Annotated in this window: 20 protein-coding genes; 15 read left to right on the top strand and 5 right to left on the bottom strand. The window is 44.2% G+C overall.

Translation table 11 applies throughout. The annotated features are described in order from the left end of the window. Positions 1 to 28 precede the first annotated feature (28 nt). The 14 genes from KUV50_RS12475 (at position 29) to KUV50_RS19765 (ending at position 19190) form a co-directional block, all read left to right on the top strand. Positions 29 to 667 carry a GntR family transcriptional regulator gene (locus KUV50_RS12475; protein ID WP_222580495.1) on the top strand — a complete coding sequence of 213 codons (639 nt, stop codon included), beginning with the start codon at positions 29 to 31 and terminating at the stop codon, positions 665 to 667. A gap of 1022 nt (positions 668 to 1689) precedes the next feature. Beyond that, positions 1690 to 4872: a SusC/RagA family TonB-linked outer membrane protein gene (locus KUV50_RS12470; protein ID WP_222580494.1), complete on the top strand. Its 3183-nt coding sequence runs from the start codon at positions 1690 to 1692 to the stop codon at positions 4870 to 4872. Positions 4873 to 4906: 34 nt separating this feature from the next. Then, entirely contained in the window at positions 4907 to 6676 is a 1770-nt protein-coding gene (locus tag KUV50_RS12465; RefSeq protein ID WP_222580493.1) for a RagB/SusD family nutrient uptake outer membrane protein, read from the top strand. Between the two features lie 162 nt (positions 6677 to 6838). Further along, positions 6839 to 8332 (top strand): sulfatase, encoded by a 1494-nt coding sequence (locus KUV50_RS12460; RefSeq protein ID WP_222580492.1) that lies wholly within the window; start codon positions 6839 to 6841, stop codon positions 8330 to 8332. A gap of 38 nt (positions 8333 to 8370) precedes the next feature. Continuing rightward, positions 8371 to 9600 (top strand): Gfo/Idh/MocA family oxidoreductase, encoded by a 1230-nt coding sequence (locus KUV50_RS12455; RefSeq protein ID WP_222580628.1) that lies wholly within the window; start codon positions 8371 to 8373, stop codon positions 9598 to 9600. Between the two features lie 134 nt (positions 9601 to 9734). After that, positions 9735 to 10940 carry a Gfo/Idh/MocA family protein gene (locus tag KUV50_RS12450; protein WP_222580491.1) on the top strand — a complete coding sequence of 402 codons (1206 nt, stop codon included), beginning with the start codon at positions 9735 to 9737 and terminating at the stop codon, positions 10938 to 10940. A 324-nt stretch (positions 10941 to 11264) separates the two neighbouring features. Beyond that, complete coding sequence (locus KUV50_RS12445; RefSeq protein ID WP_222580490.1) at positions 11265 to 12623, top strand: aspartate aminotransferase family protein; 1359 nt, start codon at positions 11265 to 11267, stop codon at positions 12621 to 12623. A 2-nt stretch (positions 12624 to 12625) separates the two neighbouring features. Next, positions 12626 to 13804 (top strand): galactonate dehydratase, encoded by a 1179-nt coding sequence (gene dgoD / locus KUV50_RS12440; protein ID WP_222580489.1) that lies wholly within the window; start codon positions 12626 to 12628, stop codon positions 13802 to 13804. Positions 13805 to 13885: 81 nt separating this feature from the next. Beyond that, on the top strand, positions 13886 to 14656 hold the full coding sequence (locus tag KUV50_RS12435; protein WP_222580488.1) for an SDR family NAD(P)-dependent oxidoreductase: 771 nt from the start codon (positions 13886 to 13888) through the stop codon (positions 14654 to 14656). Positions 14657 to 14675: 19 nt separating this feature from the next. Then, entirely contained in the window at positions 14676 to 16055 is a 1380-nt protein-coding gene (locus tag KUV50_RS12430; protein ID WP_222580487.1) for a neutral/alkaline non-lysosomal ceramidase N-terminal domain-containing protein, read from the top strand. A 1-nt stretch (position 16056) separates the two neighbouring features. Beyond that, on the top strand, positions 16057 to 17628 hold the full coding sequence (locus KUV50_RS12425) for an SLC5 family protein (RefSeq protein WP_222580486.1): 1572 nt from the start codon (positions 16057 to 16059) through the stop codon (positions 17626 to 17628). A gap of 356 nt (positions 17629 to 17984) precedes the next feature. Next, positions 17985 to 18392, top strand: a complete 408-nt coding sequence (locus tag KUV50_RS19770) for an endonuclease domain-containing protein (protein ID WP_410000052.1) — start codon at positions 17985 to 17987, stop codon at positions 18390 to 18392. Between the two features lie 110 nt (positions 18393 to 18502). After that, a complete protein-coding gene (locus tag KUV50_RS12415; protein ID WP_222580485.1) occupies positions 18503 to 18691 on the top strand; it encodes a hypothetical protein in 189 nt (62 codons plus the stop codon). Positions 18692 to 18782: 91 nt separating this feature from the next. Then, on the top strand, positions 18783 to 19190 hold the full coding sequence (locus KUV50_RS19765) for an endonuclease domain-containing protein (RefSeq protein WP_410000051.1): 408 nt from the start codon (positions 18783 to 18785) through the stop codon (positions 19188 to 19190). 218 nt (positions 19191 to 19408) lie between these two features. Here KUV50_RS19765 and KUV50_RS12405 read toward each other — a convergent pair whose 3' ends face one another. Both KUV50_RS12405 and KUV50_RS12400 read right to left on the bottom strand, forming a co-directional pair. Beyond that, on the bottom strand, positions 19409 to 20122 hold the full coding sequence (locus KUV50_RS12405) for a metallophosphoesterase (protein WP_222580483.1): 714 nt from the start codon (positions 20120 to 20122) through the stop codon (positions 19409 to 19411). Between the two features lie 123 nt (positions 20123 to 20245). Beyond that, on the bottom strand, positions 20246 to 21076 hold the full coding sequence (locus tag KUV50_RS12400) for a 2OG-Fe(II) oxygenase (protein ID WP_222580482.1): 831 nt from the start codon (positions 21074 to 21076) through the stop codon (positions 20246 to 20248). 169 nt (positions 21077 to 21245) lie between these two features. On the opposite strand from KUV50_RS12400, the gene KUV50_RS12395 reads away from it, so the two are divergent. Further along, positions 21246 to 21479, top strand: coding sequence for a hexameric tyrosine-coordinated heme protein (locus tag KUV50_RS12395; protein ID WP_222580481.1), 234 nt, complete (start codon positions 21246 to 21248; stop codon positions 21477 to 21479). Positions 21480 to 21747: 268 nt separating this feature from the next. Here the strand turns inward: KUV50_RS12395 and KUV50_RS12390 are convergent, their stop codons facing one another. The 3 genes from KUV50_RS12390 to KUV50_RS12380 are packed head-to-tail and all read right to left on the bottom strand — an operon-like array spanning position 21748 to position 24720. After that, a complete protein-coding gene (locus KUV50_RS12390) occupies positions 21748 to 23394 on the bottom strand; it encodes an ArnT family glycosyltransferase (protein ID WP_222580480.1) in 1647 nt (548 codons plus the stop codon). Continuing rightward, positions 23381 to 24013: a lipid-A-disaccharide synthase N-terminal domain-containing protein gene (locus KUV50_RS12385; RefSeq protein WP_222580479.1), complete on the bottom strand. Its 633-nt coding sequence runs from the start codon at positions 24011 to 24013 to the stop codon at positions 23381 to 23383. The genes KUV50_RS12390 and KUV50_RS12385 overlap by 14 nt, the downstream gene beginning before the upstream one ends. Then, the gene (locus tag KUV50_RS12380) at positions 24010 to 24720 is read right to left on the bottom strand and encodes a glycosyltransferase (RefSeq protein WP_222580478.1); all 711 of its coding nucleotides are present in this window, start codon (positions 24718 to 24720) and stop codon (positions 24010 to 24012) included. Before KUV50_RS12380 ends, KUV50_RS12385 begins: the two co-directional genes overlap by 4 nt. Positions 24721 to 25096 lie beyond the last annotated feature (376 nt).

Raw genomic sequence — 25096 nt, 5'->3', positions numbered from 1 at the left:
TCGTATTTTTGTATACAAAATTTAGTGCATGAAGCCAGATTCTTTATCCTACACGGTTTATTTAGAAGTCCGAAAAAAGATCCTTTCGCACCAGATCCCTTCGGGGACGCGGTTGATCGAGGGGGACTGGGCCCGCAAGATGGATGTCAGCCGGACCGCTGTGCGGGAGGCGTTGACGCGTTTATTGGGAGAGCATCTTTTGGTGATGGGAGAGCGGGGCGGATACTATGTCAAGTCCATCACGGCCGATAATGTACGTGAAATCCGGGAGATCCGGGAAATACTGGAAGTAGGTGCGCTTCGGCTGGCCATTGAAAAAATCACGGATGAAGAAGTGGCGGTATTGGAAAAGATTTGCGATGACTTTACCAATATGGTCGAAGGCGGTTACCTGAACGGGGCGTGTGAGGCCGATATGAAGTTTCACGAATCCATCTTGTTGTTTTCTCGCAATGAGCGGTTGATGGAGGCCTATCATTCGAGCAATATTCCACTTTTTCATCTTAAGCTCGAGGAGGTGTATTCACATATGGACGATTATGAGTTGACCGATAAGGAACACAGGCGGATTCTTGAAGCCATCCGGGAGCGTGATTTTAAGGCTGGTAAAAAAGCATTAAAAGCCCATTTGTACCGGGGCGAGATGGCGGCATTAAATATGGAGTAAATAACTCAGCTTTTTGCTGTACTGCGGGTATGTCCATTCCAGAAAGACATGTGTCAAAATTGTATCCCCGGTGCTTCACAGACTGTGAGAAAACAAGGTTTTGATGTAACCCCGGTCTTGCGCCACCGCTAAAGCTTCAACGCACGCGGTCAGGCCGGGGTGCCGTGCACATCCTCATATTCGGGTTTTAGTTCTTATTGTCAATCGATTATGGGGCTAAAGCCCTATAATATTATGTCGCTTTTAACTCCGGCATCTCGTCTCGTCAAAACTCTTGGCGAGACGAGACTGGGGTATCTTTTACGTTTTTACGCAAATCAGACTTTTCAGAGTATGCTCACGGGTATCCTTCTAAATCCTGGAATGCCATTATATCCACGATGTATTGATCACTTAGCGGAAGGGGGCATATTATAGGGTAGGTGCCCCTTAGCCGTATAACGAATTGCTGGTTAAATGTATACGTGAAGTCATATCTGATAATTATAGATTTCAAAAAATAGTCTAAACTTCAGGATTAGGGAATGAGACGTCTCGACTCATATATAGGCCATAGATGGTGAAACTGTCGAAGGATCGTGCCAAAAAATGGGTGGAACCGATGGCTCTCATTTGAATGTATACACCTGATTGCCACAGATTATATCAGCGGCATCCCTTTGGGAATATCTGTAGCTGCCAGATAATATCTAACCTTTGGTGCTTTGGCTACTGGAATTGAATATGATTGTAGTTTCCAATAGTTTTTGAATTTTTTCAGCTTTAGAAGAATGATGTTTTAACTTCAATGTGGGCTTATTGTCTTCTGGGTAATTTATTGATTATCAAGGATAAATAAAATGAGACCTAATTATAAATGTTGTTGTGAAAACGTATAACTATATCTACATCCAAAATAATTTTTATATTATTTGGAAATGTATACAAAATATGCTTATATTTACGTACGAAAAAATTATTAATGTGTATATTTCACTATCTTTAAATGAGTTTTTAAATCCTGACTTAATCATCATATTGTTATGAAAAATACCTGCTTCTTCCTCCGGATCTTTTGTGGAACTTTATTTCTGGCTGGCAGCCTGAGTGCCTTACACGCACAAAATTCTTGGACGATCACTGGTCAGGTTTACGATAGCCTCAGTCAGGAACCTTTGATCGGGGTCAATATTCTTAACCGGAATACTGGCCAGGGGACTACAACAAATCTGGAAGGTGAATTTAGTATAGACGGAAACCCAGAGGATGTATTGGTATTTTCATACATCGGTTATGCAACGGCGGAGATTCCGCTTACTTCAGAAAACGTTCTCAACGTTGCCATGTCTGCTGATGCTCAGACTCTGGATGAAGTGGTAGTCGTAGGATATGGTACTAAAAAGAAGCGAGATCTTACAGGTTCAGTTTCTGTTGTTGATGCTGATGCATTGAGGAAGGCTCCACCTTCTCGTTCTGCAGAACAAGCACTTCAGGGAGTGGCCTCAGGAGTAACGGTTATTACTTCCGGATCACCGGGGTCTTCAAGTAAAATTCTAGTAAGAGGTGTGACTAATTTTGGAAATACCCAGCCGCTGGTAATAGTAGATGGTATTGAGCAAAATTTGAATCATATTAGTCCCAAAGATATAGAGTCCATTCAGGTACTCAAAGATGCTGGAGCTTCTTCCATATATGGTGTGAGAGGCGCAAATGGTGTGATTTTGGTTACAACTAAAAAAGGGAAAACTGGAGCCCCTGTTGTCTCTTATGATGCCTCATATGGGATTCAATACCCTTTTGGGGAAAACCCATTCAATCTGTTGATGTCAGAAGATTATATGACGGTGTATAATAAAGCTTTTCCTGGAAACGCAAAATTTCCGGGTGGTAAGATGCCCGACTACATGTATAGAGGTCCTGGGGGAGCAGGTGTTGCTATGCAAGGTGATCCAGCAGTAGACCCTTCTTTGTATTTCTGGGAATCTCCAAATACTGGAGGCAATTATATCATTCAGAAATTGAACAAGGAAGGTACTGATTGGTATAGTGAATTGTTTAAAAAAGCCCCGAATATGGAACACAATCTATCTGCCAGTGGAGGAACTGATCATTCTAAATATCTTTTTTCTCTTGGATATATCGACCAAAAAGGAACCATGGTTGAGAATCAACTTCAAAACTATTCAGCTCGAATTAATACGGAGTTCAAGATAGGGGATAATATACGCATTGGTGAAAATTTAAATGTTTTTCATCGAGATTTTCAGTCAGCTGCACCAAGAATTATCAATGGCGTAATTAATATGGAACCAATAATTCCTTTACACGATATCCAAGGTAATTGGGGTGGCACTTTCGGGGGGCCTGAATTAGGATCTGGTGATAATGTAGTTGCAGCTCAGAATCGGAAGAACAATGATATTGATAAATCATGGTTTATTGTTGGAAATGTGTTTGGAGAAGTTGAACTATTGGATGATTTTACACTGCGGAGTAGTTTGGGGTATAATATTTCAAATTCATACGAACAGAGTTTCTATCACACGCCAGTTGAAGGCCTCCAAACCAACACCAACGATAACAGGCTTGGTGTGAGTAGTGGATTTGGGAGTACCATGACGTTTACCAACACAATAAATTACAAAAGAGATTTTGGTGTACATCATATTGATGCACTTATAGGTTCTGAGGCCATTAAATATTCTGGTCGTGGGCAGAATGCATATAGGACAAAATTCTTTTCGAATGATTTCAATTTCCTGATTTTGGGAAATGGAGCAGGTGCTGTATCCAATGGTAGTTATATAAGTTCCAACAGCTTATTTTCACTTTTTTCAAGACTGGATTATACATTTGACAATAAGTATTTATTGTCGGGGACCTTGCGAAGAGATGGATCATCCAGATTTGGTCCGAATAAAAGATATGGTGTTTTTCCTTCGGTTTCCATCGGTTGGAGAATATCTCAAGAAACATTTCTACAATCCATGAACTGGTTAGATGATCTTAAAATCCGGGCAAGTACAGGTGTATTGGGATCTCAGAATAATGTGAGTGCAGTTAATGCCTTTAGTTTATTTGGTAGTGGTATGACGACTACGGATTACGATATCAAAGGAACAGGCAATTCCATAGAGCAAGGATTTGCCGTAAACCGTATCGGAAACCGGGTGACAGGTTGGGAAGAAAATGTAGTGACCAACGCCGGGATAGATTTGGTAGCCTTTTCCGGTAGAATTGATTTTTCCATTGATTATTATAAGAAATCTATCAATGGACTATTATTCACAGAGCCTCTTCCTGCTGTAATTATTGGAGGAGCCAATGCCCCTGCGGTCAATATTGGAGATATTCAAAATACTGGTATAGATCTAAATGCACAATACCGAAGTAAAGCTGAGGCGGAGTTTAATTATTCTTTTGGAGTTAATTTTACGAGTTATAATAATAAAGTCGTAAGTATTCCAGGGCCCGGTTACTTTTATGCAGGTAACATGGGAACTATTTCTCAAACCGTCGGAAACGCAGTACGAAATGAAGAAGGGCATCCAATAAGCTCATTTTACGGCTATAAGGTAATCGGTCTATTTAATAGCGATGAGGAAGTAGAGAAAGCTCCTGTACAGGATGGTGCTGCACCGGGTCGTTTTCGGTATGCAGATATTGATGGTGACGGAGAGATAACGGGCAATGACAGGACACATCTCGGTAGTCCCAATCCTGATTTTACTTACGGGGTTAGTTTAAATATGGAATATAAAAACTTCGATTTTTCTACTTTTTTATATGGGTCTCAGGGTAATGAACTATTCAACACAGTCAAAGCGTATACCCATTTTTTAGCCTTTTATCCTCCATCGAATAAAAGCAATGATCTATTAAATGCATGGACGCCAGAAAATACCGACACAAATATTCCTAAAATTGAAACTACAAAATCATTCAGCACAACCGATGCTCCCAGTTCATTTTTTGTGGAGGATGGTTCCTTTTTGAAAATTAAATCCCTTATGTTGGGTTATACAATAAAAAACAGTTTAATTCAAAATTTAAGTATATCAAACTTAAGAGTGTATGTCCAAATTGCTGATTTATTTACATTTACGAAGTACACAGGGTTAGATCCAGAATTGGGTGGTGCCACACAAAATTTTGGTATTGAAAGTGATTCAGGCAATTACCCGAATTATAGGAGCTTGAATTTTGGACTATCTCTTTCATTTTAACAACATTCCTATTAATCTGATAAAAATACAAATTATGACACTCAATTATAAACTTTTAGTTTCAGTAGGATTGACATTAATAATGCTGGTTTCCTGCAATGAAAGTTTTTTGGAAATTGAACCATTCGGATCCGTCAGTGAATCTACTTTAGCCAATGAATCCGGTATCAATAAATTATTGATTGGGGCATACTCGTTACTGGATGGTGGAGGAGCCAGAGGAGGCGGTATTTGGACGGGATATTCATATTTGCGTGGTGGTGATGATACCAATGCTGGAACAGAGTTTGGTGCTACAGAGTATTCAGCTTTTTTATATAATAAATTTGATCAGCGGATAGAGGAACATTGGCAATTTGGTTATGCGGCAGTGAACCGGGCAAATGATGTTTTGAAAATGATTCCCAACGTAAAAGGTGCATCACCAGAGGCATTATTACAAGTAGAAGCTGAAGCACGATTCTTACGAGGCGTTTTTTATTTGGAGCAGCTTGTTAAGTATTACCAGAATGTGCCGTGGATTGATGAAACGGTGGAATACAGCAAACGAAATTATTTAATACCTAACACGGAAGATGTTTACCCAAGAATTGAAGCAGATTTTAAGTTCGCAGCCGATAATTTAACAGAGACAAAAAGCGAGGTGGGACGTGCCAATAAATGGGCTGCTAAAGCCTATCTCGTTAAAACCTATATGTTCCAGAATAAATTTTCGGAAGCTCAGTCTTTGCTGGATGACATCATAGCTAACGGACAAACATCCAATGGACTGAAATATAAGTTATTGGATGAATATAATCACAATTTTATAGCCCGGACGAAAAATGGTTCAGAAGGGGTGTTCGTGGCACAGATGTCAGTTAATGATGGTACTACGAATGGGAATGGTAACCCAAGAGATAAATATAATGGCACCTATGGTGGACCCGCCACCTGTTGCTATGGATGGTTGGGGCCAACATTTGACCTTGTGGATGCATACCAAACCGATCCCGAAACCGGATTGCCTTTAATCGATACGTATCAGGATTCTCCCATTACAAATGATAATGGACTAAGTTCCAGCGACGATTTTACTCCGTATCAAGGGACTCTGGACCCAAGGCTGGATTGGACAGTTGGAAGAAGAGGGATTCCTTATAGAGACTGGGGAGTCCATCCGGGCCAGGCATGGGTGCGAAATCAAATTAATGCAGGACCTTATAATGCGATCAAAAATATCGCTGAAAAAGCAAGAGTTGAAAGCGATAGAGGTACAAGTGGATCAACAAATAACCCCTATAATCTGATTCGCTTTGCCGATGTATTATTATGGGCGGCAGAATGTGAAGTAGAAATTGGGAGTTTAGATAAAGCAGAAGCGTATGTCAATCGAGTCAGAGCCCGAGCCGCAAATCCGGATGGATGGGTGAAAAAATTTTTAAATCCGGATGAACCATTAGAAGGATTTTCTGATGAACCGGCAGCAAACTATAAGGTAGGTCTCTATTCCGGTCATTTCGCCGAAAAAGGAAAGTCCTATGCTCGAAAAGCAGTATTTTTTGAGAGAAGACTTGAGTTAGCAATGGAGCACCACCGGTTCTTTGATATGGTACGATACGATGGTCGGGATTTCGATATTGAAGCCCGGTTTGATTGGTTGATGATTAGAGAAGGAAATGAAATTACAGCTCCTAATAATAATTGGCTTAAAGGAGATTTTGTGCGCGGCAAACACGAGTATTTTCCGATTCCTCAAGGTCAAATTGATCTCAGTGTTGGAGTAGATGGCGAATCCATTTTGGTTCAGAATCCAGGGTATTGAAAGTTCCTAAAAGGTGTGATTTAATACTGAGGCTATGCCATTGGTTTGTCAATTAATTAATACAACTTGATTATAATATGTAGACTGATTAGTGTGTATGGTATTATTGTGTATAGTGTAAATCAGCTGAATGTGTAATTCTAATATTTAACTTATAATGTTATGATAAATGACTATATAAAAGGAGTTAATAGTCCTTCGTTTTTTTTTGTTATAATAATCAATTCGCTTTGTTTTTTCTTTCCAAAATCAATATTTGCAAATGAAAAGCCGAACATTGTTCTGATAATTGCTGACGACCTTGGGTGGAATGATCTCGGATGTTACGGGAATTCTATTGTGGCGACACCAAATATTGATCGAATAGCCAAGGGGGGATTGAAATTTACTAATGCTTATCTTACAACCAGTTCTTGCAGTCCAAGTCGTGCGAGTATAATAACCGGAAGATATCCTCACAATACTGGGTTTCCCGAATTTACTTTTAATGGAGGTATTGCAGATGAGTTGCCAGTGCTTCCTGAGTTATTGAAGAAAGCTGGTTATTACACGGCACAAGCTGGTAAGTGGCATTTAGATAACGTAGTATTTGATAGCATCAACAAAGATGACATAGGTCCTGGTGGAGAGTCTAACTGGGTTACTACTCTAAAAAACAGGCCAAAGAATAAACCTTTCTTTATGTGGTTTGCTTCAACTGATCCTCATCGTAAATGGGGGGCAAATCAATTTAGGGGATCCAATAATCCTGATAATATTACCCCGCCACCTTTTTTGGCTAACACTGCTGAGACACGTCAGGACTTAGCAAAATATTATGATGAAATCACCCGATTTGACTTTTACGTAGGTGAGGTGGAAAAAGAACTTCAACGACAAGGTGTTTTGAATAATACTGTAATTATCATTATTTCCGACAATGGGAGAGCTTTTCCACGATGTAAAACTCGTTTATACGATAGTGGCATCAAAACACCCCTCATTATTAAGTGGGTTGATGGTATAGATTCCGTTGGTATTGAAAGTAGCTCTATGGTTAGTGTAATTGATATTGCACCTACTTTGCTTGATATCGCTGATGGCAATATACCAAAAAGTTTTCAAGGAAAAAGTTTTAAAACTCTTCTCAATAAGCCTCAATTAAATTTTAGAACATATATTTTTGCCGAGCATAATTGGCATGGATTTGAAACGCATGAGAGAATGGTACGTACGAATAGTTTTATGTATATTATCAATCGAAGACCTTCGCTCAGTAACCCACCACCTATGGACGCCATAAAAAGTCCTTCTTTTGATGACTTAATTCGTCTAAAGGGTAAAGGTCAACTTACAGATGCACAGGCAGATATTTTTATCACTCCACGACCATATGAGGAATTATTTAACTGTATTGATGATCCCTATCAAATTGCAAATGTGGCGTCTTTACCTGAATACAAAGAAGTGTTAAGCAGTTTAAGGAATATAATGATTGAGTGGCAACAGGATACACATGACACTACTCCAGAAAACCTTACACCCGACTGGGTTGATCGGGAAACCGGAGAACTTCTTGATTTAATCAATAATGAACCAGGAGAACATCTTGAGCATCGAGGTGAAAATCCTGGAGGGCCAAGGGCATTAACAATTACATCTGGAGGTCCATTTTAATATCTCATTAATAGAAAAAAAATCTGAAATTTATTAATATGTTAGAATTATTAAATTCGTGTACATCTCGTCGAAAATTCCTTGCTACTTCGGCTGCAGCAACTGCAGGGTTAGCCCTTTCCCCTCGCTTCGCCTTCGCCGGTCCACCAAAATCATCCCGAAAAGTACGGGTGGGTGTCGTTGGCGGACGCTTTGGTCTCGGGTTTTATTTCAATGAACACCCCAATGTCATCGTTGAGGCGGTCAGTGATCTGATCCCGGACCGACGTAAAAAACTGATGGAACGATATGAGTGTGAGAAATCTTATGAATCTTTAACCAAGCTGTTGAAGGATCCCAAAGTAGAAGCGGTTGCTATTTTCACGCCGGCACCCGATCATGCGGCGCACGTTATAGAGACTTTAAATGCAGGGAAACATGTGCTGTGTGCAGTTCCAGCAGCGATGACCATCGAGGAATGCTACAAGGTCCTGGAAGCGGTGGAACGCACCGGACTCAAATATATGATGGCAGAAACGTCTACCTACCGGATGGAAACCATCACGGCCAAAAAAATGTATAAGGAAGGAAAATTCGGAGAAATTTTCAGCGGCGCGGCCCAATACTACCATCCGGGTATCGAAGAATTGGCTTATGATGGACAAGGGAACAGAACCTGGCGATATGGTTTTCCGCCTTTGTTGTATCCCACACATTGTACGGCTTACCTCATCGCTGTGACCGGAGAGCGATTGTCCCGCGTGACGGGAATCGGTTGGGGCGACGATGATCCGATCTTAGCGGATAATGATTACAATAACCCCTTCTGGAATGGTTCCGCTTTTTATAGAACAGACCGGGGGAATGCCTTCGATATCGAAGTGTGCTGGAAAGGAGCTCTGGCCCATTGCGAACGGGGTGAATGGCGAGGTGACAAAATGAGTTACTATATGGCTTACAAGAATGAACCGACCCATGTGGTGTACGCCGGTGAAAAAATGACTAAAGATGATGGCGGCTTTTCCGTGGCGCACCCGGAAATGGAAGCGTATGATCAGGAAATCTGGTGGGAAACAGATATGCTGCCTCAAGCTATGCGTCACAACAGTGGTCACGGGGGATCGCATACTTTTATTACCCATGAATTTATATCATCCATCGTAGAAGATCGCGAATCAGAGGTCAATATATATGAGGCTTTGGCTTATACCGCACCGGGAATCGTGGGGCATCAGTCGGCTTTAAATGCTGGGGAAAGCATGCGAATCCCGAATTTTGATAAGAAATAATGATCCGTATTTTTTTGAAAAGTATCACGATTACAGAGGTTTTGATGCTTTTTGAAATTCGAATTTATTCAAAGGGAGATGAACAGTAAAAACTCAAATTTTATAAACCATAAAATCATTTAATATATAAAGCAATGAATAGCAGAAGAAAATTTATGATCAATACCGCCACAACGGCTGCCGGATTAGCTGTATCCTCCCGGTTTGCCTTTGCCGGCCCACCAACCTCGTCGCGAAAAATCCGGGTTGGCGTCGTTGGGGGGCGGTTTGGACTGGGTTTTTACTTTAATGAACATCCCAACGTCATTGTGGAGGCCGTCAGTGATTTGCGTCCGGATCGACGTAAGAAACTCATGGAACGGTACGAGTGTCGCAAATCCTATGAGTCTCTGGAACTTTTACTAAAAGATCCCAAAATAGAAGCTGTCGCTCTGTTCACACCGATGCCGGATCACGCCGATCATGTGATTCAATCTCTGAACGCCGGTAAACATGTGTTGTGCGCTGTACCGGCAGCCATGACGATTGAAGAATGTTACAAAGTGCTGGAGGCGGTAGAGCGGACTGGATTGAAGTATATGATGGCGGAAACGTCGACCTACCGACAAGAGACCATTACCGCTAAGAAAATGTATAAGGAAGGCCGGTTTGGTGATATATTTAGCAGTTCAGCACAGTATTACCACCCGGGGTTGGAAGAGCTTTATTTTGAGGAGGATGGCAGCCGAACCTGGCGTCACGGGATGCCCCCATTGTTGTATCCAACGCACTGTACGGCTTACCTTATCGCAGTGACCGGGGAGCGACTTTCACGGGTCACCGGTCATGGATGGGGCGATGATGACCCGATCCTTCAGGACAATGTGTACAACAACCCCTTTTGGAACGGAGCTGCTTTTTACCGGACAGATCGGGGCAATGCATTCGATATTGAGGTGTGTTGGAGAGGCGCGCTGGCGCATTGCGAACGCGGTGAATGGCGGGGTGATAAAATGAGTTATTACATGGCTTATAAAAATGAACCGACCCACGTGGTGTATGCCGGGGAGAAGATGACTAAAGATGATGGTGGGTTTACCGTGGCTCATCCGGAGATGGAAACTTATGACCAGGAAATGTGGTGGGAAACGGACATGCTGCCTCAGGCCATGCGACACAATAGTGGCCACGGTGGTTCGCATACGTTTATCACGCATGAGTTTATTTCAGCTTTGTTGGAAGATCGCGAACCGGAAGTGAATATTTATGAAGCGCTGGCCTATACAGCGCCGGGGATCATCGCGCATCAGTCTGCTTTGAACGACGGTGAAAGTATGCGGATACCCAATTTTGATAAATAGATTAAACCTGACCGGTTTGGTAGATTATATCTAAAATATACCTATTAAATATTTTAGCTGAATGTAATAAGAACTTGGATGGAACCTGTCAGCGGTTGGACGCGAGAAAAAAACGCTGGCAGGTCAGCATCTAGCGCTCTAGAAGGATATCAGAATAGAGGATAAAAGTATTCCTAAATCCATCAATTCTCAGACGCTGTCAAGTTATTCATCCGCTTAAAACAAACATACGAGGTTTAGCTTAGCCTACAATTAAAGCAATAATTGGATTTGAACGATGGATTATTTAATAGCCACTTCAATTTTTTAAACGAAAGAAAACAAATGAACAATCGGCAAAAATCGAAAGAATTAATAGAAAAAAACAAACAATGGATACCAGGTGGCGTGGTTTCACTAAACCGGAAATCCGAACCCAATATTTGCTTTACGGAAGGGCAGGGGAGCAGGGTGAAAGATCTGGATGGCAATGAATACATCGACTATCAGGCGGGGTTTTCGGCCTCGTTTCTCGGGCACAATGATCCCGATGTCAATGCCGCAGTAGCCGAAACGATGAACAGCAACGCCTTGCTCATGGGGGCCGGACCGACCGATCTGGAGGGCGAGCTGGCGCAGCTATTTTGCGAGGCGATTCCCGGCGTCGACAGTGTGCAAATTTGTAATACCGGATCTGAAGCGACTTACCATGCGATCCGTATTGCCCGAACCGTGACCGGGAAGGACCATGTGATTATTATGCAGGGTGGTTACAATGGCTGGCACAATGATGTGGCCTGCAATGTGATCAGCTCCAAAGAGGCGGTCGGACCGCGGGTCAGTCCCGGTGAATATCCTTTTGATGCGATCTCTGCCGGTATTCCTGAATCCGCCAAACACCTGGTTCATATCATAAATTACAATGATCTGGACTCTGTAGAATATACCCTAAAACGATATCCGGTGGCCTGTATCCTGACTGAGCCCATTTTGCAAAATATCGGGGTGGTAAAGCCCTTGAAAGGTTATCTTCAGGGCCTTCGTGATTTAGCGGATGCTCATGATTTCTTACTCGTTTTTGATGAAGTAAAAACTGGTTTCCGGCATGCGCTGGGCGGGTATCAAAGCATCTGCGGAGTGACGCCAGATTTGAGTACTTTCGGAAAAGCGGTAGCCAATGGTTATCCCCTCGGTGTGATCGGCGGTAAAAAGGAATACATGGATTACTTCAATCATCCGGATAAAGATAAAAAAGTACTCATTGCCGGAACGTTCAATGCGTTTCCTCTAACTACAGCGGCAGCCATAGCGACCATTCGGAAATTGGGTTCTGAAGAACATCAGGTGTATGATCACATCGAACATTTAGGTCGCATGCTGGAGGATGGACTGAATGAAATCTTCGCTGATTTTGATTTGGATGTGGTGGTGGCTCGCCAGGGATCAGCGTTTTGTACCTACTTCATGGATCATGCGCCGGTTGATTTTCATGACATTCTGGAACACCATGACTTTGAATTTGATCGAGCGTACCGGTTGAAACTGATCGAAAAAGGCGTGTTCAACTTTCCCTTGCCGATCAAGCAAGGCAGCATTTCGTATGCGCACTCGGAGGAGGATATTGAATTGACGTTGAAAGCGACCAGGGCGGTTATGGAGGAATTATTAACACCTGTTGCTGAGGACCATAAAATCACTCCATAACCATGAAAATCACTGGTATTGAAGCGATTGTATGCCATGCCCGGATGCGCAACTGGATCTTTGTCAAAGTTCAGACCGATCAGCCCGGATTGTGGGGCTGGGGAGAAGCTACCTTGGAGTGGCATACCCGATCCGTGGTAGGCGCCATTGAAGACTTGGCTACCCTGTTGATCGGCGAGGATCCACGTCGTATAGAACACCTGTGGCAGATGATGTATCGACAGCATTTTTGGCATGGAAATGGAATTGTTCGAGGTACGGCCATAAGTGGTATTGATATCGCTTTGTGGGATATACTCGGAAAGATTCAAGGGGTTCCCTGCCATGAACTGTGGGGCGGACGGGTTCGGGATTATATCCGGTTGTATTCGCACCTGGGGGGAGGAAAGATGGAAGATTTTTACGAGACCGATCCGGAAGATGCCAGCCGGTTTGGTGAACTGGCCCATCAGGCTGTGGAGGAGGGTTTTACAGCCTTTAAATCGATGGCTGTTCCCGAAACGATGGTCTTGGAAGGGCTAAAACCGGTCCGGTATGCAGAAGCTTGCGTCCGATCCATGCGGGAAGCGGTGGGTGATGACATTGATATTATGGTGGATTGTCATGCCCGACCGAGTCCGCGGATGGGCATGCTATTCGCAAAGGCTTTGGAACCGTATAATTTGTATTTTTTTGAAGAACCTTGCTGGCCGGAGACAATGGATGACATTGCTGCGATTCAGCAGGCAGTAAAAACACCCATAGCCAGCGGGGAGCGTTTGACAGGAATACACGCCTTCCGGGATATGCTTGAAAAGCGGGCGGTCAGCGTCATCCAACCCGATATTACACACTGCGGAGGTCTAAGTGAAGTCCGAAAGATAGCCGCACTGGCGGAAGCCTATCGGGTTGCTATCGCACCGCACAATCCACAGGGACCGGTCAGCACAGCGGCCTCGATTGAGTTTGGCTTTTCCAGTTCTTCTTATCTTATCTGTGAAAGTGTACACCAGGACGTACCATGGCGGGATGAGGTAGTCCGGGAAGGATTTACGGTGGAAAAAGAAGGCCGGATTGTTCGGCCCAATCAGAAACCCGGTTTGGGTATCGAGATTGACGAGGCGGTTGTCAAAAAGCATCCCTTTGAGCAGGAAGTTCTGCAACGGAGCTTTTATCCGGATGGAAGTGTGGGAGATTGGTAATCGCGGTGGCTGATAGAAGGTGAACAAAGACTTAAGCAGCCCTTCTAATGTAATAGCTAGCTTAGTACATAAAATAATTTTATGAATCTTATACATCAAAATAAAATAGCTGTCATCAGCGGGGGGCTCGGTGATATTGGCCGGGCCACCGCTCTGGAATTTGCCCGCAGTGGCGCTCATGTAGCGTTGTCTGATCTATATGAAAGCAGTGAAGCCCAAGGTCTTTTGGACAAGTTGGAGGCGCAAGGAGTCAAAGCGATGTATACCAAAACCGATGTGGCCGTGGCTGCGGACGTTCACCAATGGCTGGATGAAGTGGAGTCTCAATTGGGATTGCCTTCCCTGATCGTGGCTAATGCCGCCACGGCGACTCTTGCCGGCATTCATGAGGTATCGACGGACCAATGGGACAGGGAAATTCAGGTGAATCTCCATGGAGCATTCTACATGACCCAATATGCGACCCAGCGCCTGGTCGAAGCCGAAAAGCCTGGACGGGTAGTCTTTGTGGGGAGTTGGGCCGGTCATGCTGTTCACGTTCAATTGCCGGCTTATTCTGTGTCCAAAGCAGCCATTCGCATGCTCTGTCAGAGTATGGCGCTGGAGTTAGCACCGCACCAGATTCTGGTCAATGAGATTGCACCCGGCTATGTAGATGCCGGCTTGAGCGGGAAAATATGGGCTGATAATCCGGCATTAAAAAAAGACTCAGCGGCTAAAGTGCCCATTCAAAAACTGCTCAGTGCCGCAGATGTGGGCCTTCAAATTGTTCAACTCTGCCATCCGGACAATGTACATATGACCGGTCATGCCGTCGTGCTGGACGGGGGCCTGAGTCTCATACGACCCTAATGAAACAAATGGAGTAATCATGGCAAATACACAGTGTGAAATTTCGAATTCGTTTTGCGGGTATATAGGAATAGCAGAGGCTGATATGACACCGCCAGCAGGCATTTATTTGGGGAACTGGGGGGCTTCCACCTCACCGGTCGCTACCGGTATTCACAGACCGCTTCATATGACATGTGTCACTTTTCAGAGCAACCAGAAGGAAAAACCACTGGTGTTGCTGGGTTTTGATCTGGGGTGGTGGAAGGATCGGAACGATGAGCTGATTCTGCGAAATGAGATCTTAGAAGCCTGCGGTCTGACTCCGGACCGGCTTTTGATCTGTCTTTCCCACACGCATGCGGGACCCTCCACCTGTCGGAAGGACGTGCATCAACCCGGTGGTGAACTCATCGAGCCGTATCTGAATAAAATCAAAAATGTTGCCGTAGACAGTATTAAAAAGGCGGTATCGAAAGCGAAAAAATCATTGTTGTCCTGGGCCTATGGCCAATGTGGGTTGGCTAAAAACCGGGACCTGAAAGACCCGGGAAAAAATCGATACCTGGTCGGTTATAACCCCGAGAAAAAAGCCGACGACACCTTGTTGTGCGGTCGGATTACGAACGAGTCCGGTCAGATCACTGCGACCATCGTAAACTACGCCTGTCATCCGACCACACTCGGTTGGGAGAATACGCTGATCTCGCCGGATTACATTGGTGCGATGCGGGAGACGATTCGAGAAACGATGGGAATTCCATCCTTATTCATTCAGGGAGCATCCGGCGATCTGGCTCCGCTCCTGCAGTATTCCGGTGACACAGAGTTGGCGGATGGCCATGGCCGGCAATTGGGATATGCGGTATTGAGTACGCTGGAATCGATGACCGCACCGGGCACTGTACCGGTATTTGACGGAGTGGTGGAGTCTGGTGCGCCCCTGGCCATATGGAATGAAATTCCTGAAACCGTGTCAAATGCGTGCGTACCGGTCAAACGGGATATCCGGTATCTCCTCAAAGATTTTCCGGATTACGCCGAACTGGAAACCGTCTGGCGGGACACGAATGATCCCGTGACAAAAGAACGATTGTGGCGAAAAATGGGGATCCGTGCCGGCATTGGAGACGGAGATGAAACGGTTATTGCTGTCTGGATCTGGAAACTGGGCGGCGCCTACCTGGTCGTACATCCCAATGAAGCCTATTCGGTTTTTCAAGAAATGATAAGAGCTTCCTATCCGGGAATTCCTGTTGTGGTTGGTAATCTGGTGAATGGATCCATCGGATATTTTCCACCGAAAGACCTGTATGATCAGGACCTTTATGCCGTGTGGCAGACTCCATTTGCTGCTGGCTGTCTGGAAGTATTGATAAAAGATACCTTAAGAGAATTAAAGCATTTAGAGAAAAAGTAATATGAATTTAAATCTGACCCCGCTCGACATTGCTGTCTTTAGTTTGTACATCATTGCCGTTTTTGGCCTTGGGATTTATGCAGCAATGCGCGGTACCAAATCAAAGAGAGATTATTTTCTGGCGGGTGATAAATTGCCGTGGTACATGATCGGGGGGAGTATCGTGGCAGCCAATATCAGCAGCCACCATCTGGTTGGCGTGATGGGGGTGGCTTACGATCGGGGCTTTGTGGCTGTGGTTATCGAGTGGGGCGCTATTCTGATCGGATTCAATGCATTGCTGTGGATATTTCTTCCTTTTTATCTACGAAAAGGGTTCTATACGGTGCCCGAGTTTTTGTATCACCGGTTTGGAACGGCCGCCCGGACCGTTTATTCGGTATTGATTTTACTGACTTATATTTTGGTCGAGATCGGTGGAGTACTCTATCTGGGCGCATTAGCCCTGCATACCCTGATTGATATTCCGGTCATGACCAGTGCCATCGTTTTGGCGGTATTGACAGGGATTTATACCATTGCCGGGGGATTGCGGGCCGTCGTCTGGACGGAGATGCTCCAACTCGGCGTGCTTTTATTTGGGGGCTTTGCATTAAGTTATTTTACGATTCAGGAGACCGGGGGATGGTCGGCGGTCTGGGAAACCTCTGGCGATTGGCAGATGTTTTATCCGGCCGATGATCCGGATTTTCCCTGGACCATGTATTTGGGCGGAATCATATGCATTAGTGTTTTTTACAATGCGACGAATCAGTTTATCGTACAGCGGGTGATGGCTGCCAAGAACGAGTGGCATGCCCGGATGGGAGTGATATTCAGTGATTATTTGAAATTTCTTATTCCGTTGATTATCGTTGTTCCGGCATTGGTCGCGCCAAAAATATTTCCGGATCTCGATCAGCCGGATTTGCTCTTCCCATTATTGGTCGAAACCTTGCTACCGGCCGGATTGGTCGGTCTGGTTATGGCCGGTCTTATAGCAGCTATGATGTCGCATTTGTCCGGGGCCATCAATTCGTCTACAACCATACTGACAGTTGATATTTATTTGCCTTTTTTTAAAAATAAGTCGTCGGATAAAAGCGCTGTTCGTTTTGGCCGCATCTCGGGAGCGGTTATTATTTTGCTTGGTATTATTACAACTGCGGTGTTCCTACAGCATTCCGACAAACCGGTTTTTTTGTATATCCTCAATGCGTACGGTCTGTTTACGCCGGGGATTGCTGTGATGTTTTTACTCGGCATTCTCTGGAAACGAACGACAAATGCCGGTGCACTGACTGCCGGATTTCTGACGATTCCAATGTCTATTGCGATGGAGCTGTGGTTTCCTGATATGCCTTTTTTCAATCGAACCGGGATCGTTTTCTGGGTTTGCATCGGTATTTGTGTGTTGATTAGTTTGGTTACCAAACCGAAATCCGCTGCTGAACTGGAAGGATTGATCTGGACCAGGGACAGCTTAAAATTACCGGTCGGGGAGCGTGAACTGTACAAAGGGATACGCAGTCCACTCCTCTGGTGGGGGATTATTACTGCGATTGTGTTGTTCTTCTACATCCGGTTTGCGTAGTGATGGATTTGGAAGTGGTAGACAAAGAATTTTTACACCACTCCTGGATTTACCTGGGGCTTACACTTTTAGATGGTTATCATAACTTGATTATGCTTTGATGCAGCGCCATAAAAAGGCTTGCCACTGTACTTTCATTATCGACTATCAACAGACAAGAACGTTTATGGCACAAATGTCCCCCGCTGGTGGGGGATCAAGGGGGTGGGGAAACCCCATAACCCATGAAGGGTTTGGAAAACTCGACACCACAGGAGAGGGGTGATAAATTCGGAAAAATGAATAGAAATAATTGAGATTATTTCCGTATATTCTATCCACGATCTGTGGATAGAAATCCTAGAAAGATCAGGCCTATGGGACATCACTATTACAATAGAAATCTGAGAGGTTTAGCAAACCATAACAGAAAAAATATGACCAAATCTGAAGCTTGCATGTGGAAGTATCTATTAAGCAGAAGACAAATGAAAGGATATCAGTTTCGACGACAGCGTCCAATTGGTTCATACATTGTCGATTTTGTATGTCTTCCCCTTAAGCTCATCATCGAAGTGGATGGCCTTACGCACGAGAGTGAAGATGCATGCAGGAGAGATAAAAAACGAGACAAAAGATTATCTGATATGGGTTTTACCACGTTAAGATTTTCATCATGGGAAGTATTGAATAAGATTGATGATGTATCAATAATTATAGGAGACTGGATTACCTCAAATGCACTTGTCCCACCCCCCGGCCCCCGCCAGCGGGGGAGATCCTAGTTTAAATACTTCATTTTGTGCATCTTTTTCCCAGAATCATCCCAAAGAAAGACTTCGTGGGTCATTGGTTCGCCAGAATCGAGATTGATGCAGAAGCGTGATGAGGGGGATTGGCACAAGTGTCCCCCGCTGGCGGGGGATTGGCACAAGTGTCCCTCGCTGGCGGGGGATTGGCACAAGTGTCCCTCGCTGGCGGGGGATTGGCACAAATGTCCCCCGCTGGCGGGGGATCAAGGGGGTGGGGAAACCCCATAACCGATGAAGGGTTTGGAAAACTCGACACCACAGGAGAGGGGTGATAAATTCGGAAAAATGAATAGAAATAATTGAGATTATTTCTGTACATTCTATCCACGATCTGTGGATAGAAATCCTAGAAAGATCAGGCCTATGGGACATCACTATTACAATAGAAATCTGAGAGGTTCAGCAAACCATAACAGAAAAAGTATGACCAAATCTGAAGCTTGCATGTGGAAGTATCTATTAAGCAGAAGACAAATGAAAGGATATCAGTTTCGACGACAGCGTCCAATTGGTTCATACATTGTCGATTTTGTATGTCTTCCCCTTAAGCTCATCATCGAAGTGGATGGCCTTACGCACGAGAGTGAAGATGCATGCAGGAGAGATAAAAAACGAGACAAAAGATTATCTGATATGGGTTTTACCACGTTAAGATTTTCATCATGGGAAGTATTGAATAAGATTGATGATGTATCAATAATTATAGGAGACTGGATTACCTCAAATGCACTTGTCCCACCCCCCGGCCCCCGCCAGCGGGGGAGATCCTAGTTTAAATACTTCATTTTGTGCATCTTTTTCCCAGAATCATCCCAAAGAAAGACTTCGTGGGTCATTGGTTCACCAGAATCGAGATTGATGCAGAAGCGTGATGAGGGGGATTGGCACAAGTGTCCCCCGCTGGCGGGGGATCAAGGGGGTGGGGAAACCCCATAACCCATAAAGTGTGGGAAAACTCGACACCACAGCTGGGCGGGAAAAGTGCTTTTTTACTTCGATTGCCAAAATTCCTCCGTATCCATATCCATGATGGTCAATGGACCGGTAAATCCAGCGCCGGTATCAATGTTCCAGACGTTTAATCTTTTTTGGGGCAAACATTCTTGTTGACCCGGGAAACTCAGTAGATTGGTATGTCCGATGAATAACATTTGAAACCTTGTAAAGCAGGAGAAGGTGGCTTGACCCCGGGCGTGTTCTTCGATGGCGGTCTTCCACATCAGTCGATCCCAGATGATATAATTTGCTGACATGTCCCGGAGATTGAGATCAAATCCGCCGTGCAGCACAGCTTTGTTGTCCGGTGTGACTTGGTATGGTATGAGTGAGTTGTAAAAATCGACGTGATCCGGAGGAATTGTACCGGAAGATAAGATCTTATTTTTTTTATTGGATCTCATTTTAAATCCATAGCTTTCCAGAGTGGATCGCCCGCCGTGTTCCGCCCACACGGATGAAATGCTTTTTTGGTTATGATCCTGGTGAAGAAAATCGATCATAAACTGATCATGATTGCCTCGAATGCAGACCTTGTCCGGGAATGTCAGTATAAGATCTACAACTTCCTTCGAATGGGGGTGTCGGTCAATGTAATCACCCACAAAGAACAATCGATCCGATGTGGGATCATAATTGGACGCTTCCAGTGCAGATAATAAGGCATCCCGGTTTCCGTGTATATCTCCTATGATCAGCCGTCGCATACTTATTTGATTTCAGGTTCAGATTTCAGATTTCTCCCCAAAAGTACATCCCCCATAATTATTGCTATCTCTCCAACCCGGGAATGCTCCATTAAAAACTAAAAAATGAGAATTAAAAATTACTCATGTGTTCCTGAACTTTTTGATGGTCCGGACCACGATGGGTGGTAGCAAGTCGTTGGCCAGATTGACCGCATTGTTGTACACTTTCATTCGTGGAGAATCTTGCCCTTTGCGGGAGGCAAACGTCGTGGTAATCCGTTTGCCGGTTACCGTGTCGACAGAATCTGACCGGCCATTGGAATAGTAATAAAGTGCCAGCGACTTTCGGGAGCGGTCCGGCGGGCAGGTCAGTTTATCCGGATGACCGTGGTACGACAAATCGGTGGTGGAGAACAGAGCGACCCGATTGAATAACGGAGCGATCCGGGCACCGCATTCGGACATGTCGGTTTTCCACAGTTCAAAGTGCCCCCCGTATTCCTCTTTCCAGTCTTTATTCAAATAAATCAACAGGTTTAATCGCCGGTCCAGGTTCATTTTCCGGTGTTTGTGAAAGTCGACGTGGACTTTCAGAAACCCGCCGGGCTTGATTTGATGGAATCCACCACCCTCAAAATAGGGATCGGGCACGAGCGTTTCCTTAATTCCCGTCATTTCATTGAGAAACTCAAGAAAGGGCTGGGAGTTTAGATAATGAACCAGTTTTCTGGTATTTTCCTGAAAGGAGTATTCACCCCGGGTAGCTAATTTTTCTTCATTGGGGTTGCTATAATGTATTTCTTTTTTCTTCTCCAGGTCGGGAAATTCATCGAGTACCGAACTGAGAAATTCTGGATCAAAGAAATTGTCAAAATAAATATAGGGGAAAGGTCGAGCCGATTGATATTCTGCTTTGCATTCCTGCGCCAGTTCCCGAAGGTTGGCATACTTTGGACTTATAAATTGGGCCATGGATTGGTAGTTATTTTTGTCCCAATATATTAAAAATAGATGAGATAATCTGCTGTCGGACAGATATTGTAATCAGGATTCGATGATCTTAATTTTTTCCGTAAAACAGGTACACAACCCATCATATTTTATATATTTATCTTTTCTTTCATTTAAATCTATAATTATTATGTCCAATCAAGAGGTATGGCTTCCTTCGCTTCAGACCAAAACCGCTCAGGAAGGTTTTGAACTTGCTTTGAAATTATCTCGTATGGGTGTGAAATCCACACAACCCGATGTCGAGGTGTTAAAAAGGCTGCGGAACGACTACGCAGAAGATGCGATGGGGCTGACTGCTGCATCACAGGTTGTTGCTATTAATTTTCAGACGGTGGCTGCAGCGAATGATTACTGGAAATAAATCTCAAACACAGTTATTGATGTTCCGGATACATTTGATTACCCATTCTTCCTTTTTTTCCAACACCGGGGTTCGATGAGGCGTCTTGACCTACCCGTGGAGGCTATACTATGTGCCAATGGGAAAGGATGCCTGGTCATCAACCCATCAGCCTGAATTTGGAAGTGGTTTCCTTTGAATATTTAAAAGATGTCTGTTCTTATACTGGCTGTTTTCTGATACCATGCACATGAAAGAGGAATCAAAGGTGTATGTTGTGGGACCGATGTTATTGAGCGGAGATTAAATAAAAATCACGATACAAACGACCATTGTACCCGCTTTGTGTGGGGCCGCGGGGATTCATATCGAAGTGTCCGATTTTTTTAATGTGGAAATCTTTGAACACGGTATGCACCTCTTCCTCCAGGATATCGAAAGCCAACAATCCAAATTTGTTTTGATCCGGAACTGAAAAGGTATCCTGGCAGTAAAGAACAGGAAGGGGGGCACCATAATCCCAGATCAATTCGGGCGATGCCTCCTTGAATTCATACACTGGAAGCCGGGTCGAGTCTTCCCACTTGTGGAGCTCGGACAGTCCTTTGTATTGGGGGTTTACAGCCATGGCGTCAGACAAAGGAAACCCAAATAGTACAATTGTACCCATGAATGCGATGGTCAGATAAAATCCCCGGTCGATCTGACCTTTTAGCAATGCTCGGAAAATAAGCAGTCCAAGGATCGGGAGCGCAATAGCGAGTAAAATAAACCATAACCAATAGCCCGTAAGATGTTCTTGTAAAACGGCATACCCAGCAAAAGGCAGAATAATACCCAGAGTACCTACCAGTCCAAACTGACCCCACACTGGGATTTTTTCCATACTATTCATTTTGGGACCATACCGACGAAAAAGATATTCCATGTAACACCCTGTATTCAATGCCAGGGGAATCAGGACCGGAAGCAAATACCGTGCTTTCTTTTCAGGAACAATGGATAGCAGTACCACGGAGGCCAATGTCCACAAAAGCGTGAATCGATATAATTTTAAATTGGGTACTCGTTTGCGCAGGTACGGGTACAGTAAACTGACAAATGCAGCAATAGTCCAGACGCCGCTCTGAATAAAGAAACTCCAGTAATAATAAAAAGGTTTTACCTGATAACTTTGCCAGTTGGCCACCTCTTTCGTGGTGATGGCCTGCGCTTCGTGTGTATCGAAAAGATAGATATAAACATACCACCAGCTGGAAATGATTAGGCTGACAAGCACCAGCAGAACAATCGGGAGTGATAGTTTACGAAGATTGGGTTTAGCTGAAGCACCAAATCGGTAGACCCAACCCCAAGCAATCAAAAAGGGTAAAAAGAGAGCATAGAGTGATACCGGACCTTTGCTCATAAACGAAAATCCTAGGAATAATCCAGCCATCAGTGCGTGACCGATCCGGTGATTTTCTGAAGTAAATAGCCGGTATATCTGGTATATGGCACCCATCATAAATGCGTGGGTAAAGATGTCCCATTGACCATTGCGTCCCGCCCACAATATGTAAAATGACGTCATCAGGAGTAGGGTGCTGTTCAGGGCATACCGAGCATTATTGGAGATCTTTTTTCCAAAGTAATAAAAAGTACACGCCAATAATACGGCCATCAGAACAGCGGGAAAACGCAATGGTCCTGTATTCTTTAAACCAAATACAGCTCCTGATAGCGCCGTGATCCATGTGGGCAATGGTGGTTTTTCATACCGCGGTTCAGCGTTCATGGTCGTCAGAATCCAGTGCTGATCATGGAGCATCTCGCGGGCGGTAATAAAGTTTCTGGCTTCCATTATATTGACCGGAAGGATTCCCAGGTGGGGAAGAAACAAAATGATGCAAACGAACAGAATCGCAAATGGGTACAGCTTTTCAGGAAACTTCATACTTTTGATTTTTCCAGATCACAATATTTCGTACATAAATCGTCAAACCGGCGATGTGTCCGACCAGGAGTACAGGGTCCCGTCGAAAGATCGCATAGATCAGAATGAGTGTAGCGCCAGCTGCACTCAGTCGCCAAAATCCAACAGGTAATTCGCTGACTTTGTATTTTTCGGAGTAGATCCATTGGTAGATAAATCGGAATGTGAACAGAATTTGGGAACCAATACCGAGCATCAATAACCAATATGGAATGCTCTCATTGTCTAGGAGGAGTGAAAAATCATACGTACTGTGGTTGTACCCGACTATTACCGCAATAATAGGAACCAATAGTAAGATATACCGAACCACTCTGGGGGCTTTTTGCCATTCTCCCTGCAGTTGGAGATTGCGGATGTAGATGAAGTAAGTTAGGGATTGCCCCAACATAATGGCAAAATCATGCCGGAAATAGCCATAGGCAAATAGTAGAAGGGATGCCAGCAGGCTGAGTTTCCAAAAAATAGAGGGCGTGATCACCCGCCTGTATCGTTCTGAAAGCAACCATTGCACGATCAGGCGGCTGGAAAAAAGCAGCTGAGCAAGAAATCCAATGCCATATATAACCCAGGTACTCATCCTTTTGCTTTTATCTCATACCGGATGTATTTCCTTTTCATCCACAGAAAAGCAAAGCAGTCGATGAGCGGTCCCCAGATCCGGTTTAGTAAACCGTATTTGGGGGTTCCAGCAGTGCGTGGAAAGTGTCGGACCGGCACCTGAATAACCCGTCCGTTCTGGAGTAAAATCATCGCCGGGAGGAATCGGTGCAATCCTCGGAACATCGGAATGTTTTTGGCATATTCTGCACGTATGATTTTTAACGGGCAGCCCGTATCATCCATGCCATCCCCGGTGAAAGAGCGTCGAATTTTGTTGGCAATCGTCGATGAGAGCTTTTTAATTCCCGAATCCTCCCGGTCTACACGCACTCCATTGACCAAATCGTAGTCGTTAAGGTAGGGTAGAAGTGTTTCAAAATCCTGCGGCGTGGTTTGAAGATCGGCATCCATATAGCCGATCAAGGGTGACCTGACCTGGTCAATGCCTGCCTTAAGTGCTGTACTTAGCCCGCCATTTTGTGCTAGGGTGATGTAATTGAAGTCTTTGTATTTCTCACATATATTTTCAATGCCCGATTGACTCTCATCACTCGATCCGTCATTGATCAAAAGGACACTGGTGCGCTTTGATGCCTGGGTCAGGTAGGCGTTTAATTCTTTCCCAAGTCGTTGGATATTTTCCGCTTCGTTGTATATCGGGATCAGAATAGTGAGTTCATACATGGGCTACGATCGTGCGTTTGTGGGCACAAAGGTATTTCTATTTTTATTTATCCACGATCTAAAAGTATAAAATTTTATGCCACAGTCAGTAAGTTGTAGGTTCTCCTGCATGCTCGGTCATCGATGCAAGCAATGAACGGGTACCTTTTATTTGGCATTTTTGAAATACTTTATAAAAAGTTCTACCCCTATTGGACAATGTGATCAATTGTGAGGAAGTGCGAAGTAGAACTTCTATTCAACACAAAGTAGATGCGGTGGATTTGTTTTGGATAACCAGCGTGTGCTTCGATTTATAAATTTCGTACGGTATTTTTGAATTGGAGCACTGGTGGTTTAATCGATAAATTACTACGGCCCAATTTTGTGGTGCACT

The organism is Membranihabitans marinus (genome assembly GCF_019802045.1).
Lineage (GTDB): Bacteria > Bacteroidota > Bacteroidia > Chitinophagales > Saprospiraceae > Membranihabitans > Membranihabitans marinus_A.
This window is presented reverse-complemented; position numbering and strand designations above follow the sequence as displayed.